The organism is Paenibacillus sp. FSL R10-2796 (assembly GCF_037965315.1).
In the GTDB taxonomy this organism is placed as follows: Bacteria; Bacillota; Bacilli; order Paenibacillales; family Paenibacillaceae; genus Paenibacillus_AQ; species Paenibacillus_AQ odorifer.
This window is the reverse complement of record NZ_CP150178.1, coordinates 2827942-2845480: the sequence shown is the minus strand read 5'-3', so window position 1 is coordinate 2845480 and position 17539 is coordinate 2827942. Positions and strand designations below refer to the sequence as shown.

Below are 17539 nucleotides of genomic sequence, written 5' to 3'. Positions count from 1 at the left end.
ATAAAAAAGAAGGTCTATCAACTATGCTGATAGACCTTCTTTATGCTATTCCTTACGACGGCTGCCGTTTTATTTCACCATAGCTTTCAGCAAGTCATCAAGCTTCATCGAATTGGCTGTGATGGCACCAGTCTGCCAGTGGGAACGTTCCATTCTATAAACATTCCCGTTCTTCACCGCCGGCAAGCTCTTCCACAACGGGCCATCAAGGATTTGAGTCGCTTCCTGATTCCCTTCAGTATCCCAGCCCCCGTTGTCAGGGAACACAATGATATGATCCGCTTCGAGCTGAGGGATAAGCTCTTCGGAGATAATAGATTGATATTCGGTCATTTCTGCCGCCATAGGCACAGGTGTCAGACCAAATTGAGAATAAATTACACCGGTGAAACGGTTTTTAACACCGAATAGAGCAAAGGTTTTATCCGCTACGTTGAGCCGGATCACTGCTACTTTTTCCTGACCTAGGGCCTGTTGCAGCTTAGCTTTCCCCTCTGCCACTTTCTGATCGTACGCTGCAAGGACAGATTCCGCCTTCTCCGGAATACCGAGCGCATCTGCAATAGCCGTAAGCACTTGTCTTGAGTCTTGCAACACCGCCTCAGGTAGACGATAGGTTGGTGCTATCTTGGAATATTGTTCATATTTCGCCGCATCCGCACCTCCATCCATAATAATCAAGTCAGGGTCTTTTTCCAGCAACACTTCCATACTACCGGTAATATCAAATTCTGGTACATCAAGATTTAAATAATCCTGTTTGCCCCAGCTTGGATGATACCACTGCACCACCGGGGTAATGCCCAATGCCTTCAAATAATCTTCAACATAGATCCCGGCTACCCGTTGCGGTTTAACTGGAATTTCAACATCCCCGAATTCCCCGGCAATCGTCCGAGTTGCACCCTCTTCTGCGGCATTTCCATTTCCTTCAGTTGGTGCGCTAGTGCTCGCTGAGGTAGATTCCTCTGCATTCTGTGTCTTAGCAACGTTTTCTTTCGCAGTATTGTTATTCGTTCCGCATGCTGCCAGCGCAGTTATTGCCATTATAAGTACCGCTGCCCATAAAAACTTCTGACCCCATCTTGCCATTGATCCCTTCACTCCTATGCTTTATTGTCATTGATTATCATTCTCAATAACCTTTATCACAATAGTAGCATGACTTTCATAGCTTTCAATGCACTTTCTCCGCAAAAAACTTATACAAACTATTTCTAGTTGCTCTGCTCTATCATTATTCGGTAGGATTCTTCTTCTATTAAAAATATGTCATCCTTTATTAACTTGATCGCAAAATTTCTTTTTTACGATTGATTTATACGATGCTTTCGCTTACAATAAACTCATAAACGCGCGTTTATGAAAAGAGGGGAAACATGCGCAGCGAAGATATTGCTAAGTTGGCCGGGGTTTCCCGTAGTACGGTATCCCGCGTGATCAACAACTATTCCAATGTTCCTGAAGAAACCCGGGCCAAAGTGCTGCGGGTGATTGAGCAACATCAGTACGAACCGAACAGCTTTGCACGGGCTCTGGCCGGTAAGAAAACCGATACCATCGGATTGTTCGCCATCAGTATGAACGAGAAAGAGAACACTACCCGAATTTATCAGAACAATTACTTTGCACCATTCGTCGATGCCGTAGTCGACACGTCGAATGCCCGCGGATGTTACGTTCTGATTCATACGGTATACTCTCCGGACGATTTTCTGAAGGTAAAACAAGCTTTTCTGCAAAAACGGATTGACGGTGGTATAATTGTCGGCACTCAGAAGGATATTAATATCGTCCGCGAAATGGTGGGACTCGATTCTCCGCTAGTACTGATTGATTATGATATCTCAGAGATTATGTCGGAGCATCTTGACCGCAATCATTTGGCCATTGTGAATTCCAAAGATTACGAGGGCACCACAGAAGTGATTGAACATTTAATCTCCTTAGGCCATCAAGAGATCGGCATCATCTGTGGGCAAATGAATACGTACTCTGGTCGAGAACGCTACACGGCCTATGAGGACACGCTGAAAAAACATGGTCTGCCTATGAATGAAAAGTTTATTCTTAAGGGTGATTTTCTGAAAGAGACGGCTTATGAAGAGGTCAAGAAGCTGCTTGCTTCTGGTGAACCTTTGCCGACTGCCTTTTTCTCTTCCAACGATGACATGGCTATTTCAGCGATGGAAGCGTTCTCCGAACATGGAATCATTGTCCCTGAGGATATCTCCATTGCGGGTTTCGATGACATTCAGCTGGCATCCCGTATTCAGCCTAAGCTGACCTCTGTACGCTTGCCGATTTATGAAATGTCCAAGGCTGCAGTGGAAAAAGTAATCGAGCTGTGTGATTCACAGCAGCCGACTTTCAGCACGATCAGCTTTCCAGCTCGTTTAGTGGAGAGAGATTCCTGTCAACCGCCGAAGAAGTAGCACAGATTCATCATTCACTGAAGAATACATATTTTTCTGTGGAGCTGCTATCATTGGGTCTCGAAATCACTGCCTAATACTATCTTTTAGAAACAACGGAAAGAATCCCTTCCCTCGAGGGAATTTTTCCTGAAACTTATAAACGCGCGTTCACAATCGAAAGGAGACTTTCTCACATGAAATTCGGTACCTTTGACGACACTCGTAAAGAGTATGTAATTAACACACCAAAAACACCTTACCCTTGGATTAACTACCTTGGTAATGAACAATTTTTCGGACTTATTTCTAATACTGCTGGTGGCTATACCTTCTATAGAGACGCTCGTCTCAGAAGATTGACCCGTTACCGTTACAACAATATCCCAATGGATGCTGGCGGCCGTTACTACTATCTTTATGATGATGGTGATTTCTGGACTCCAGGCTGGATGCCAGTAAAACGTGATCTGGACTTCTACGAATGCCGTCACGGTCTTGGCTACACCTCCATTACTGGTGAACGCAACGGTATCTCTGTAAACCAGCTTGCTTTTGTACCTATGGGTCATAACGCTGAAGTACATCGTCTTGTAGTGAAAAACACGGGTTCCGCGAAGAAATCCGTTAAACTGTTCTCTTTTGCAGAGTTCTGTCTTTGGAATGCACAAGATGATATGACTAACTTCCAACGCAATCTCAGCACTGGTGAGGTTGAAGTGAAGGGTTCTGTTATCTATCACAAAACAGAATACCGTGAGCGCAGAAACCACTACGCTTTCTACTCTGTTAACAAAGAAATCGCCGGCTTTGATACTGACCGCGAAGCTTTCGTAGGTATGTACAATGGTCTGGAAAGCCCGCAAGCTGTTGCTGCAGGTGAACCAACTAACTCGGTAGCGAGCGGCTGGTCCCCTATCGGATCGCACGCCCTGAACATTACTCTGGAGCCGGGCGAAGAGCAAAGCTTCATCTTTGTCCTTGGTTACATTGAAAACCCAGAAGAAGACAAATGGGAATCTCTGAACGTAATCAACAAAAAACCAGCAGAGGCTATGATCGAGCAATTTGCTACAGACGCTCAAGTGGACGCTGCTTTGGCTGCACTGGCTGCACACTGGGATAACCTGTTGTCCAAATATCAAATCCAAAGTGGCGACGACAAGTTGAACCGTATGGTTAACATCTGGAATCCATATCAATGTATGGTTACCTTCAACATGTCCCGTTCCGCTTCTTACTTTGAATCCGGTATTGGCCGTGGTATGGGCTTCCGCGATTCTAACCAAGACTTGCTCGGATTTGTGCACCAAATTCCTGAACGTGCTAAAGAACGTATTCTCGATATCGCCGCTACACAATTTGAAGACGGCAGTGCCTATCACCAATACCAGCCGCTCACCAAAAAAGGTAACAATGAAGTCGGTACTGGCTTTAATGATGACCCGCTTTGGTTGATCCTTGGCACAGCTGCTTACATCAAAGAAACTGGCGACACATCGATTCTTGATGAGCAGGTTCCTTTTGACAGTAATCCGGACAACACAGCTACTCTGTTTGAGCACTTGAAACGCTCCTTCGAGCATGTAACTAACAATCTCGGACCTCACGGCTTGCCGCTGATCGGCCGTGCAGACTGGAATGACTGCTTGAACCTGAACTGCTTCTCTACAGAACCAGGCGAATCTTTCCAAACAACTGCCAACATCGAAGGCCGCGTAGCGGAATCCGTATTTATCGCGGGTCTGTTCGTCTTCGTTGGACCGGACTATGCAGAAATCTGCCGGATGCGCGGACTTAATGACGTAGCTACGGATGCAGAAGCTAAGATTGACAACATGCGTGAAATCACACTCACTCACGGTTTCGATGGTGACTGGTTCCTGCGCGCTTATGACCACTATGGCGACAAGATCGGTTCCAAAGAAAACGAAGAAGGTAAAATCTTCATCGAACCACAAGGTATCTGTGTTATGGCCGGTATCGGTGTGGAAGATGGTCAAGCTGAAAAAGCTCTGACTTCCGTGCAAGAGCATTTGGATACTAAATACGGTATCGTATTGCAACAGCCACCATATTCCAAGTACTATCTGAACCTGGGTGAAATTTCTACGTACCCTCCGGGCTACAAAGAAAATGCTGGTATTTTCTGCCACAATAACCCTTGGATCATGATCGCTGAAACTGTACTTGGACATGGCGACAGAGCGTTTGAAATTTACGCTAAAATTGCTCCTGCTTACTTGGAGGACATCAGTGAAATTCACCGTACTGAACCTTATGTATACTCGCAAATGATCGCAGGTAAAGATGCCGTTCGCCACGGGGAAGCTAAAAACTCCTGGTTAACTGGTACTGCTGCTTGGAACTATGTAGCGATTACACAATCTATCCTTGGTATTCAAGCGGACTTCAATGGTCTGAAGATCGATCCTTGTATTCCTACAGAGTGGGACAGCTTTGAAATCACCCGTGTCTTCCGTGGAGATACTTATGTGATTCAAATCAAGAACCCGAACCATGTATCCAAAGGTGTAGCTAGTCTTACCTTGGATGGCGCAGCTGTAGAAGGTAACATCATCACTCCTGTTGGAGACGGTGCTGTACACCAAGTAGTTGTAGAACTGGGTTAATACAAAAAAATCCGCTCACCGTTCGTTTGAACGATTGAGCGGATCGGATCTAAAATTAACAGTGGGATGCCGCCTGAAGGATTCAGGGGGCATCTTTTTTTTACCCTTCCACAATATCTGCTCTTAAATCACTCGCGACCTCAAGCATTCTAGGAATCACGGCTTCATTGGCGCCAGAAACATAAATATCGCCCTGATAATGTCTAAATGGGATTGTTGTATCACCATAGCTCCACATAAAGAAATCTCCCTCAATGGACATGGTAGTGGCACCTGTTACTGTAAAAACTGATGTATAGGTGAAATCAGGTTTGGATGCGAAATATTGCTTACACTCTTCTAAAGATAGGGTTGTTGCTGAATCTCCAGCATTCTGCATTGCTCTTGTCATCCGATAACGTTTACTCATTGTGATGCCTCCATTATTATCTGTAAAATGATCAGTTACCTTATCCAGATCAAATATAGCATACAATGAAGGGCAAATCCCATTCCATTTCTAAGTCGAAAATGTTAATATAGCCGTTTTTCATAGCTTTCTTTTAGTGATTTTGAGATATCCTCTGGAGTAACTCCAAGTTTACGGGCATGCTGCGCCAGTATTTTTGATGGATTAGGCAAGACTTCTTTCGCAAGCCAATGATCGTCATCCCACAAACGTGACCGCTTAAAGGCTTTTGCACAATGCATATAACATTCTTCTACTTCCACGCCAATTCCAATGATCGGGACTTTACCATGCGCTTCCATAGGTTTCAATATATCTTCATCCTTAACTATACTCGCGTGCCCATTTATTCTTAATGTTTCTTCAAGTCCGGGGATGATGAATATCAAACCGACTTTTGGGTTCTCAAGTATATTCCGCAAAGAATCAAACCGTCTATTCCCAGGGCGTTCAGGGATCACTAAATGTTTATCATCCAACACGTGAACAAAACCTTCTGCGTCCCCGCGCGGAGAGACATCACAAGCACCGGACGAACCGCTTGTAGCCATAAAAAGCATTGGGGATTTTGAGATATAATCACGGCAATGATGATCTATAACAGTTATGGTTTTGTTGTTAACCAATTCGCTTGGGTACCCAAATAAAGACCTTAGCTCTTCTTCTGACTCTATAACTTTTTCGAAAAAGTTTGACTTCATACTTCTCCCTCTCTCAACTTAATAAGCCCCAATGTTCTTATTTTTGCTCAAATATCCGCTTAATAATTGGGCGAAATTTTTTCTTGTTGATTCATCCGATAACTTCCCAAAAGTACCATACAGATTATCCCCATGATATCTTGGAAACACATGTAAATGATAATGCCATACATCTTGGCTGCCATCCGGCTCATTATGTTGTCTAGAAGAAACGCCATCACATTTATAAACTTCTTTAAGACCTTTAGCAATTTCAATTTCCAGCTCATGTATCCGGTTTGAGATCTCAACCTCCAATGTGTAAATATTCTCGATATGCTGATTAGGGATGATTAGAACATGCCCTTCATTATTCGGATACCAATGAGAAGCAATAAAAGCCGTTATGTAATGATCTTTATAAATAATATCCGCTTGCTTAGAATGCACATCTTCATTTTCAATGCCCGAAACCAACAAACAAAAGGGACAAGTATAACCCTCTGGAGCATGATTATAAATATAGCCCGCCTCCACTGTTATAGGATTTAAGAATATTTCTATGTTTCTTCTAATTTCGCCATTTCGCGTGTGTTCTCCTTTTTGCAAAAAGAAAAGGACAGACTGTAAATTACAGCTGTCCTCATCGGTAAATGTTGATAAACTACAGCCATTCCCGAGATCTATGTCTACCTATAACTTAAACGCTGGCTTCCGGAATCCATACCTTCATTTCACCACTGCCACGATTTCCCCATAAGTAATACGGAACCGCCTTAACTTTTACGGTTTGAACTGGTGCCTTGACTCTGCTGTAAAGCTCACCACTCCAGCCCTCTTTATCTACACGTAGCCCCTCTGCCTCGACAACAACAGCGCCGCCGAGCAACGTCTCATCAAAAGCCGCAGTAAGTTCACTGCCTTCTTTTAAAGAAATCGAGCTTAACGGCTCACCATTATCGATACTTTCAAGACAATACACAAGAGGTCCACGCTGAATCGTTACTTTTTGAGCATCAGCACGCAAACTTGGATGTGCGTAGATACGATGTGCCTCCATAGGGTCATGCACTTCGATTACATCTCCTGCTCTCCACAGTCTCCGGATAACGAGGTATCCCTGCTCGATGTTCTCAGCAGTATTCATTGCTTCACCGTTGACTCTGATCTCCATTCCTTGGCTCCAAGATGGAATCCGCAAGGCAATCCCAAACTCTGCTTCCGCTGCAGGATTAATCTTCAACGAGACTGTACCTTCCCATGGATAGTTACTCTCTTGCTGAATCGCAACATCTGTTCCACCCAGCTTTGTTGTCAGCTCACTCCCAATATACAAATTCGTATAGAGCGTATCACCATGGATCGTATAGATATATTGATTAAGCGAAGTCAGCAGACGCGCCACATTCGGAGGACAGCAAGCGCAGCCAAACCAACCTTGGCGCTCGGACTTCACATGATGTTTATCTGGATTGCAGCTGCATGCCTTAGGCCATACTTCCAGTGGATTCACATAAAAATAGTGCTTACCATCCTGTGCCATTGAACCCAACACATTGTTATAAAGCGCCCGCTCCATCACGTCGGCATAACGTGCATCCGGCGATATTCTCAGCATCCGCTGTGCAAAAAAGATCAACCCAATAGATGCACAAGTCTCTGCGTACACCGAATCGTTAGGCAGATCATAATCGAAGGTGAAAGCCTCACCCCGATGCGTAGATCCGATCCCGCCAGTAATGTACATTTGCTTAGTAGTGATGTTATTCCACAGTCTCTCGCATGCTTCGCGAAGGGTGTCATCTCCCGTAAGTGCGGCTAGATCAGCCATAGCAGTATACATATAAACCGCACGCACAGCGTGTCCTACAGCCACTTCCTGTTCTCTTACCGGAAGATGACTTTGGTAATATTTTAAATCTAAATTCTCCTTCTGACCTGTAAAAAAATTGATACTCCCCAGATTATCCCATTGTTGCTTTAGGAAATTCGGCTGTTGACCTCGCTCATTAATAAAAAAGCTGCTGAGCTTCAAATACCGCTCCTCACCTGTGAGCCGATACAGCTTCACGAGCGCAAGCTCAATCTCCTGATGGCCATCATATCCCCGCATTTTGCCTTCTTCCGGACCAAACACAGAATCGATATGATCAACCATTCGGCACATGATGTTGAGCAGTTTTCTTTTGCCTGTAGCCTCGTAATAAGAAACGGCTGCCTCAATGAAATGCCCAGCACAGTACAGCTCGTGGCAATCGTTCAGATTAGTCCAGCGTTTGCCGGGTTCTTTTATCGTAAAATAAGTATTTAAGTACCCGTCTTCCTGCTGCGCTTCTCCAACGAGGTCAATCACTTCATCCGCTTGACGCTCCAGCTCAGGGTCACGTTTGATGCTTAAGGAATAACCTACGGCCTCCAGCCACTTGGCTACATCACTGTCTTGAAATACCCAGCCGTAAAATTCACCGGTCTTCCGGCCCGCAGCAATCTCAAAGTTAGCAATGGCATGACTGGGCTCAGCTCCCGCTGCTTTGTCGTGCAATGCCTCATATTGATATGGGATTACAACATCCTGAACCAGCTTTATATAACTTCCCCAGAAATCATCTTTAATGCTAACGGATTGATCTTTTACAACTTGCTGATCCTGGATCGTTTTATTCATCATCATCTTCCCCTTAGCCTTATTTTATACTCGCTAATTACAATTATAGAGCGTACAATAGATAAAAAATATAATCAGAAGCAACCCCTTTTTTGTACTATTTCACACTCCTATTTTCAAGGACTATTTGAGCTCGGACTACGATAAAAAGAGAGGTAGAACACAGTGAGTCCTTCCTATGTACATTTCGCAGCGCCGCCTTTTCCATATTTTCTGGAATGCAATCACACTGTTTATCAACCCGGAGAGCAGCATCCAAATAGAAGCCATATCGGCTTATTTGATCTGATTATTGTAGAGCAAGGTTGCCTATTTATCGGTGAAGAGCATAATCAATGGGAGGTTGCGGCTGGGCATACGCTGCTTCTGCTGCCTGACCGCTATCATTATTCCGTTAAGTGTTGCGAGGAGCTGACTTCGTTTATCTGGATTCATTTTCATACCCTCGCAGATTGGTCAAGTTCTGATGGCGAGCCCGTGTATATCAACCGAGAGACACATTTCCGGCAGTTTCTTACTCATCCATATACCATTCGCATCCCGCAGTTTGGTCCCCTTCCTGATCCCTTTAAACGGAGTGGACAAGCTGAGAAGCTTTTACAGCTGTCCACTGGAAGACGTTCCAGTGCAGTTTGGGAGCAGCAAAGGATTTTTGAAGAAATGCTGCGGATGATGGATCTAGCGCAGCATGATACTTCAGAAAGTCATGCGGTAGAGATCGCCGAGAGGACAGAGACTTATATCCGCAATCATTATGCGGAGCCTCTCTCCAATGCCTCTTTGGCGGATGCGCTGCATTTTCATTATAACTACCTTGCCCGCTGCATGAAACGCGTATATGGACTGACTCCGATGGAGTATTTAGCGGATTACCGTTTGGAACAGGCCAAGCTGCTTCTGCTTAAGACAGAGATGCCTATAGCTGCGATCGCAGAACGTATCGGTTTCGAGAGCACCGCCTACTTCTCGCGTCGCTTTACTCAGCAGATTGGAATCTCTCCGCTTCGCTTCCGCAAGCGGTATTCCCGATAACGGCAAAAACAGCATGCCTCATAATTGGAGGCGTGCTGTTTTCGTTGTTAATGCGGTGCGCTGTTGTAGCTTTCTTGTGTGCTGCTGGCTTTCTTCTGCGCTGCTGGCTTTCTTGATCAGCTATGAATTAATTGGACGCGAGATGCTCCTCTAGCTCGGAGAAACTTAGATAACTATTGTGATGGAGCAGTACTCCGATTGGCAGATTTCTTGTGTACCCGTGATCCGTCCTAAATCCTTCTACTGCTCTTACTTCTTACTTCTTGCTTCTTGCTTCTTGATTCTTGATTCTTGCTTCTTGCTTCTTGATTCTTGCTCCTTGCTCCTTGCTCCTTGCTCCTTGCTCCTTGCAATAATTTTACCAGTTTACCTTCCTAGGCGTGGCCCACTCATACTTACCATAGCTCAACGCTGATTATGCGGCTCGACCCTCCAAAGCTTATCAGCAAGTAACTCACCGTATAGCCATCACACTACTCTCTATATCCCCCGGAGACGCGTCTGCTTAATCATCCATTCATAGCATTCCCCGTTGCGGACCGGATTGCAGCTATTTTTGATTTTCGATCCATTTTGCGGCATTTTCGGACTGTATAGCTCTTATTGCTCATAATTTTCTCCAAATCGGGCTACATTTGTGGGAATAACTGCAACTGAGTCCGATAGTGTGACAAAACGAGCGAAATCATGGAAATAAGAGCAACTGAGTCCGAACAGTTGCTGAAAAGAACGCCGCCTGCCAAATTTGCTCCTAATCGTGCTAGCCATTGTTTAAACTAGCTGTCTGGGGCTCAACCTAGCTACTCCGTGCGAGAAATTAGTTACCTGTTGCTCAAACTAGCCGCCTACGTCTCGATACCTGCTACCTTTTGCTAGAACTTGATCGTATCGGACCGTATTGCAGCTATTTCAGCATATGGGTTCATTTTGCGAAGGTTTCGGACTGTATAGCTCTTATTGCTAATAATTTGCTCCGAATCGGGCTACATTTGTGGGAATAGCTGCAACTGGGTCCGTTAGTGTGACAAAACGAGCGGAATCATGGAAATAAGAGCAACTGAGTCCGAACAGTTGCTGAAAAGAACGCCGCCTGCCAAATTTGCTCCTAATCGTGCTACCCAGTGCTTAAACTAGCTACCTCTGGCTCAACCTATCTACACCGTGCGGAATTAGTTACCTAGGACTTAACCTAGCTACTCCGTGCGCAATTAGTTACCTATGGCTCAACCTATCTACACCGTGTGCGGAATTAGCTACCTATGGCTTAACCTAGCTACTCCGTGCGCAGAATTTGTTACCTGTTGCACAACCTAGCTGTCTACGTCTCGAAATCAGCTACCTTTTGCTCGATCTTGATCGTAACGGACCCTTTTACACCTATTTGTGATTTTCGGCCCATTTTTCGGAAATTTCGGACTGTATAGCTCTTATTACCCTTAATTTGCGCAGAAAAGGAGCGCATTTGAACGAATAGCTGCAACTGAGTCCGATAGTGTGACAAAACGAGCGGAATCATGGAAATAAGAGCAACTGAGTCCGAACAGTTGCTGAAGAACGCCGCCTGCCAAATTTGCTCCTAAACGTGCTAGCCATTGTTTAAACTAGCTGTCTGGGGCTCAACCTAGCTACACTGTGCGGAATAGCTACCTATAGCTCGACCTATCTACACCGTGCGCGGAATTAGCTACCTATAGCTCAACCTATCTACACTGTGCGGAATTAGCTACCTATAGCTCAACCTATCTACTCCGTGCGCAATTAGTTACCTATGGCTTAACCTAGCTACTCCGTGCGCAGAATTTGTTACCTGTTGCGCAACCTAGCTGTCTACGTCTCGAAATCAGCTACCTTTTGCTCGATCTTGATCCTATCGGACCCTATTGCACCTATTTGTGATTTCCGGCCCATTTTTCGGAAATTTCGGACTGTATAGCTCTTATTGCTCATAATTTGCTCGCAATCGGACCACATTTGTGGGAATAGCTGCAACTGAGTCCGTTAGCCCGAAAAAATGCCTTGTTACTGCCTAATAAGGTCTTCTGGGTCCGCAAGGAGGCTGGGCGTGAATTACTCAAATGTCTGTTGATCCTATCGGACCCTATTGCACCTATTTGTGATTTTGGGCCCATTTTGCGGCAGTTTCGGACTGCATAGCTCTTATTGCTCATAATTTGCCCGCAATCGGACCACATTTGTGGGAATAGCTGCAACTGGGTCCGTTAGCTCGAAAAAATACCTTGTATCTGCCTAATAGGGTCTTCTGGGTCCGCATGATTAGGCCCGAAATCAGTTTTTTGCTTCACTGCAATTTTTTGGAAGTGACAAGCATATTTATAAGACATGCCTTTAATGTGGAGATGTTAAATATGCAGTCATTATTGAGATACGCGATCATCCTGATCGGAAGCTTGCTCATTGCAGCAGCAACTAATTTTTTTCTAGTCCCATATAAAATCCTAGATGGGGGAATAATAGGAATAGCCCTCATCATCAATTATTTATCCGATGCCAAAATCGGTATAGCTGTCCTTCTCTGCAGCTTTCCGATTTTCCTGTTAGCCTGGCTGAAGGAACGCGATATCTTTTTCAATAGTGTATTAGGTTTATTGACCTCATCGTTTCTGATTGAGCTTCTCGGTCCTTTGCAGTACCACTTTCTGTATTATTTTGAGTTCGGCTCCATTTCCAGCGCCATTATTGGCGGTTTTTTAATGGGAACGGGTCTTGGGCTTATGCTGCGGTTCAAAGCCAGTACAGGCGGAACGGATCTGCTTGCTCAATATATCAAAAGGTATCTCCCGCTTAACCTTGGACTCATCATTTTTTTGACAGATTTTATAATTATCGGCGCGGGGGGACTCCTGATTTCCAAAGAAACCTTCTTCCACTCCATCCTCACGATTATCGCTGGGGGTGTGGCCACAGGTCTCTGTACCTTGGAGACTGAAGAGAAATGGGAAAAAATATGAATATACACGATCATATGTTCGTATTATAATAATAAGAAAAATCATCTACCCTATCTCTACCTCACCTGGAGAGTGTGAATCTATGAATAAAGAGCGTGTTATTTTGTTATCCGATTGTCAGAGCTTTTACGCCTCCGTGGAGAAGGCCTCTAATCCGCAATACAGCAACAAACCGCTTATTGTCGCCGGAGATCCGGCTAGACGAAGCGGGATTGTGCTTGCCGCTTGTCCGTTAGCCAAATCTTTTGGCATTACTACCGCCGAGACCTTGAAGGAAGCACTCGCGAAGTGCCCCGAAGTAATCGTCGTCAGACCACATATGCAGCAATATATCGATGTTTCCTCCCAAATCACGGACATTCTACGCAAATTCAGTGACCTCGTAGAACCTTATTCCATCGATGAGCAGTTTATTGATATCACCGGCAGCCTCAGCTTATTCGGAAGCCCAAGACAGATCGCTACGACCATTCAGGACTTAATCCGCAGAAATACAGGTGTGCGCGCACGTATCGGTATAGGTTATTCCAAGGTTACCGCCAAAATGGCTTGCGACCTGTGGGCCAAGAAGAACCCGGAGGGTCTATTTACCCTCACTCAGGAAGAGCTTCCAGATGTACTTTGGCCACTGCCCATTAGTGAGTTGTTTATGGTAGGCCGCCGCATGTCCGCGCACTTCCAGAGCATGGGCCTCACAACGATTGGCCATTTGGCACAGATGCCGCTAAGCGAGCTGAAATGGCGCATGCGGGAGAAATTCCATAAAAAATGCGATATCGATGCCGAGCTATATTGGCGAATTGCCAATGGCATCGACGATAGCCCTGTAAGTCCCGCTACCTATGAAGTAGCACCCAAGAGCGTCGGGCACCAAATGACACTGCCACGGGATTACTATACACTGCAAGAGATCAAGACCATCATTTTGGAGCTGTCAGAGCTGGTGTGCAGGCGCAGCCGCAAACTGAAGGTGCATGGTGCAGTCGTGTCTGTTGGCTGCCAAGGCGCCAGCTTTGATGACCCCAGCGGCTTCTCGAGACAGACTACGATGAGCGATCCTACGAATGCAACCCAGCTGGTATACGAGGCCGCCCTCGCTCTTTTCAAACAGCATTGGGAAGGTCAGCCTGTGCGCCGAATTCATCTAAGCCTGTCCAATCTGTCTGACGAAAGCCAATATCAGCTAACCTTATTTGAGTCGCGCCCCCGCTACCGCGAGCTCGAACGGGCCACTGATGCGCTGAAGAATAAATACGGGGAATCGATCATCGGACGCGCCGCATCGTTCACAGATGCCGGACAACTTAAGGACAGATCCGGAAAGATTGGCGGGCACTATAAATAAACAGTGCATCTTTATACATTTTATTTCTGAAACTATATTAAAATATATCCCATATCGTTTATAATGCTATATTGAGGTTGTTATTTTCACACAATGAAGCGACAATCATAAGTATATACACATAGATATGTAACATTCCAGGGGAGGACCGGAGAAGTTGGAAAGCACGAGCAACACTAACACTACCTATTATGAAATCGTTGATCTCTGTCTTCTTGCTGGCAAGATCATGCTGCAAAACGGTGCAGAAACCTACAGAGTAGAAGATACAATGACACGTATGGCTGCTTCTCTCGGTTTTCCAGGGGCACATAGTTATGTGACACCAACCGTTATTATGTTCACCACCAATAGAACGGAGCCCGTTAAGTTATATCGGATTGCCGAGCGGACAACAGATCTGCAGAAAGTCTCGGAGGTTAATGATATCTCGCGGCGTCTGAACGAGCGTCAGATTACAGCCGAGGAAGCTCGGACACGATTAGGAGAGGTCGATGATGCCGCACATGCGTATCCGGTATGGCTGCAAATCATAGCAGCGGCGCTTACCGGCGCTTGCTTCACCGTTATGTTTAAGGGCAGCTTGTGGGATGCTCTCCCCGCATTACCGATTTCCGGGTTAGGTTTTGCTGCGGTTATCTACCTGCATCGTCTTGTGCAGACTAGATTTTTTGCAGAGTTCTCTGCTTCCTTCCTGATCGGACTTCTGGCCTTCTATTCTGTAAAGCTGGGCATAGGTCAAGAAATGGACAAAATCATCATCGGCTCCGTGATGCCTCTAGTACCGGGTCTACTCATTACTAATGCCGTTCGTGATCTGATGGCTGGTCATCTGGTCTCAGGCATATCCAAAGGAGCAGATGCCTTTCTAACTGCTTTTGCGATCGGTACAGGCATTGGGCTTGTACTATCACTATTTTAATTTTCCATGTGAAAGAGGTTAGCCCTTCATGATTTTGCAACTTATAACCAGTTTTATCGCCGCGGCAACCTTCTGTATTTTATTTAATGCGCCTAAGCGCGCTCTACTGCAGTGTGGTTTTGCTGGAATGGTAGGCTGGATGGTGTATGTAATCCTTGATGTAGAGTGTGGGCCTGTTGTTGCTACGTTTGCGGCTACTGTAGTGGTGGGCATCGTCAGCCAGCTGTTTGCCCGATCCTTCAAAATGCCGGTTATTATTTTTAGTGTAGGCGGTATTATCCCACTTGTTCCGGGTGGCCTTGCTTACGATGCTATGCGTAGATTTGTAGAAGAAAACTATAATCTGGCTGTAGAAATCGCTGTTCGGGCATTAATGCTCTCTGGCGCAATTGCGGCTGGACTGGTACTGAGTGAAGTTATCGGACAAATGTTCCGCCGTCGTGCAAGCAAAGCATAACCTTCTTACAACGTCATCTCATAGATTCAAAAAAAAGAAATCGTCTCTTGGTATAATGAGGATCATCCGTCCCTCTTCCAAGAAGCGATTTCTTTGTTTACTATCCTATCTACACAAGTACTGCTACAGGTTCAACCTCCGAATAAATACTATTGATCCGGTTATTTTTAATCCAAGAAAGTCCCACGGTACCTTCACCCGCATGAACAGCCACGGCAGGAATGTAAGTCATAATCTCCGTACGTAAATCAGGCGCCATCTCTTTGATGTCTTCTTCTAGCTTCAGCGCCATTTCTAAATTATTGGAATGCATGATGCACACATCGCTAACAAGTCCACAATCCTGTTTAAAGATATCTAACAGCGCCTGCTTTGTCTTCTTCATCGTGCGGATTTTTTCCACAACAATGACCTTGCCCTCGTCAAAACGCAGCAGCAAATTTATCCGTAGTAATTGACTAAGAATTACCTGTGTACCAGAAACACGCCCACTACGGTGAAGCTGGGACAAGCTTGCAGGAATTAAGTAGAAGGACATATTTTGAATGATATTCTCTATCTTTTCTTTAATCTCTAGGCCAGTAAAGCCCATCTGGTGCCAATGAATACCTCGCGTGATCATTTCCCGAATCGGATAAGCGCCAACCTTGGAATCAATTCCAATAACATTAGCTTCCGCTATTTCAGCACCTTGCATGGAAGCATTGTATGTTCCGCTAAGCCCTGTCGAAAGATGCACCGCGATAATCTCATCATATTCTTCCTTCAACCGTTCGTATAACTCGATAAACTCACCGATTGGCGGCTGTGAGCTGCCTACTTGATCATGCTGACGCATTTTCTCATAGAACTCATCGATCGTAATATCTATATTTTCTTTATAACACTCGTTGTTAATAATCAGACGTAAAGGAACAATATACACATGGTTGTTCTTGGCGAACTCAGGATCGATTGTACATGTACTGTCGGTTACCCAGGCAATTGATTTCATGGTCACTTGTCACTTCTCTCTTTCATGAAAGGAATAGTAGAATGTTTGAAAAGACAAGGGCCACTAAACCTTCTCGGCCAATGAATCACTCTCTCATCCTGTACAATCAACATACGAATAGATCAGCGGTTTAGGAAGTCCTCGTGCGTATTCGTAAATTATACAAGATAACGAGCGATAAGATAGGCAAAACAGGCCGATAATGCAAATTTTATTCAACTTTATTCGACATTATTTCACATTATGTATGACGAATATACCTATCCTAATAGAGCCAGTTCATGTTATGTAAAAGCCTAACCACAGCAAAAATATCCCCGTCCCCACCCTCACCTTTCTTACATAAATCAGCGCTTGGTAGTTACATTAATAGGTACTCTTTACAGTTGTTACAGTACGGGGCTAAGTTATGATTGGTCAGATATGGCCCGGCATCTGTCAATTTGTCCAACTTTCCCTGTTGGCGGGTTGCACTCGCCTTTATGAAGATCAGTTACCTTCTGCTGTGATAAAGCTTATTACGGTGTGATTAAGGCTACCGTCCAGTTTTTCTCCTGAATTTTAAAATCCAACTCCCGATATGACTTAGACAGCTCATCAATCTGCTTCTGAATCTGGGCGACATCTACCGTTCTCTGGAAACGAACCTCAGAGCGGCTATACCGATCCTGAGTGATCGAAGCTTGCTCAAGCAAATCGCTAAACAGCTTCCGCAGCTGAAGCATTTTATCCCGTTCGGCTAGGGCATCGGCAATACTCCAATTCTCATTGAAGGCAACAGATGAATTCGTTCGATTAATCGCTCGAATCAAAATCGTCTGCTCGTTAACAGCTATTTCTAGCTCATGCAAAAGAGCCTCCGGCTGCTCTGCCGGATCTTCCCCCTCCTGCACCTTAACGACCCGATCGAGCCGCTGCTTTAGCTGCGCGATTTTACGGGTAAGATCACTTCGGTTCACTAATGCTTCCGCAAGTTTCAT

General features: G+C 45.1%; 14 protein-coding genes. 7 read left to right on the top strand and 7 right to left on the bottom strand.

The annotated features are described in order from the left end of the window. Positions 1-69 precede the first annotated feature (69 nt). Positions 70-1092, bottom strand: coding sequence for an ABC transporter substrate-binding protein (locus NST58_RS12645; RefSeq protein WP_339248045.1), 1023 nt, complete (start codon positions 1090-1092; stop codon positions 70-72). Positions 1093-1379: 287 nt separating this feature from the next. On the opposite strand from NST58_RS12645, the gene NST58_RS12640 reads away from it, so the two are divergent. Both NST58_RS12640 and NST58_RS12635 read left to right on the top strand, forming a co-directional pair. Further along, a complete protein-coding gene (locus NST58_RS12640; protein WP_036685989.1) occupies positions 1380-2435 on the top strand; it encodes a LacI family DNA-binding transcriptional regulator in 1056 nt (351 codons plus the stop codon). A gap of 176 nt (positions 2436-2611) precedes the next feature. Further along, on the top strand, positions 2612-5047 hold the full coding sequence (locus NST58_RS12635) for a glycosyl transferase (RefSeq protein ID WP_036685988.1): 2436 nt from the start codon (positions 2612-2614) through the stop codon (positions 5045-5047). A gap of 100 nt (positions 5048-5147) precedes the next feature. Here NST58_RS12635 and NST58_RS12630 read toward each other — a convergent pair whose 3' ends face one another. The 4 genes from NST58_RS12630 to NST58_RS12615 all read right to left on the bottom strand — a co-directional run bounded on the left by NST58_RS12630 (position 5148) and on the right by NST58_RS12615 (position 8840). After that, positions 5148-5456 (bottom strand): hypothetical protein, encoded by a 309-nt coding sequence (locus NST58_RS12630; protein ID WP_076130570.1) that lies wholly within the window; start codon positions 5454-5456, stop codon positions 5148-5150. Positions 5457-5560: 104 nt separating this feature from the next. Then, positions 5561-6196 (bottom strand): pyridoxamine 5'-phosphate oxidase family protein, encoded by a 636-nt coding sequence (locus NST58_RS12625; RefSeq protein WP_076303388.1) that lies wholly within the window; start codon positions 6194-6196, stop codon positions 5561-5563. An 18-nt stretch (positions 6197-6214) separates the two neighbouring features. Beyond that, positions 6215-6784, bottom strand: coding sequence for an HIT family protein (locus tag NST58_RS12620; protein ID WP_256721407.1), 570 nt, complete (start codon positions 6782-6784; stop codon positions 6215-6217). Positions 6785-6875: 91 nt separating this feature from the next. After that, positions 6876-8840 (bottom strand): beta-L-arabinofuranosidase domain-containing protein, encoded by a 1965-nt coding sequence (locus NST58_RS12615; RefSeq protein WP_076212730.1) that lies wholly within the window; start codon positions 8838-8840, stop codon positions 6876-6878. Between the two features lie 165 nt (positions 8841-9005). On the opposite strand from NST58_RS12615, the gene NST58_RS12610 reads away from it, so the two are divergent. From NST58_RS12610 to NST58_RS12590, 5 genes are all read left to right on the top strand, one after another. Then, positions 9006-9872 (top strand): AraC family transcriptional regulator, encoded by an 867-nt coding sequence (locus NST58_RS12610; protein WP_339248041.1) that lies wholly within the window; start codon positions 9006-9008, stop codon positions 9870-9872. A gap of 2366 nt (positions 9873-12238) precedes the next feature. Next, entirely contained in the window at positions 12239-12841 is a 603-nt protein-coding gene (locus tag NST58_RS12605) for a YitT family protein (protein ID WP_076218939.1), read from the top strand. Positions 12842-12923: 82 nt separating this feature from the next. Next, positions 12924-14186, top strand: coding sequence for a DNA polymerase IV (locus NST58_RS12600; protein WP_076189810.1), 1263 nt, complete (start codon positions 12924-12926; stop codon positions 14184-14186). Between the two features lie 157 nt (positions 14187-14343). Further along, a complete protein-coding gene (locus NST58_RS12595; RefSeq protein WP_076129956.1) occupies positions 14344-15108 on the top strand; it encodes a threonine/serine exporter family protein in 765 nt (254 codons plus the stop codon). Between the two features lie 28 nt (positions 15109-15136). Further along, positions 15137-15565, top strand: a complete 429-nt coding sequence (locus NST58_RS12590; RefSeq protein ID WP_036685970.1) for a threonine/serine exporter family protein — start codon at positions 15137-15139, stop codon at positions 15563-15565. 109 nt (positions 15566-15674) lie between these two features. Here the strand turns inward: NST58_RS12590 and NST58_RS12585 are convergent, their stop codons facing one another. After that, positions 15675-16559 (bottom strand): DegV family protein, encoded by an 885-nt coding sequence (locus tag NST58_RS12585; RefSeq protein ID WP_339248766.1) that lies wholly within the window; start codon positions 16557-16559, stop codon positions 15675-15677. A gap of 518 nt (positions 16560-17077) precedes the next feature. Then, positions 17078-17539, bottom strand: a complete 462-nt coding sequence (locus NST58_RS12580) for a DIP1984 family protein (protein ID WP_339248039.1) — start codon at positions 17537-17539, stop codon at positions 17078-17080.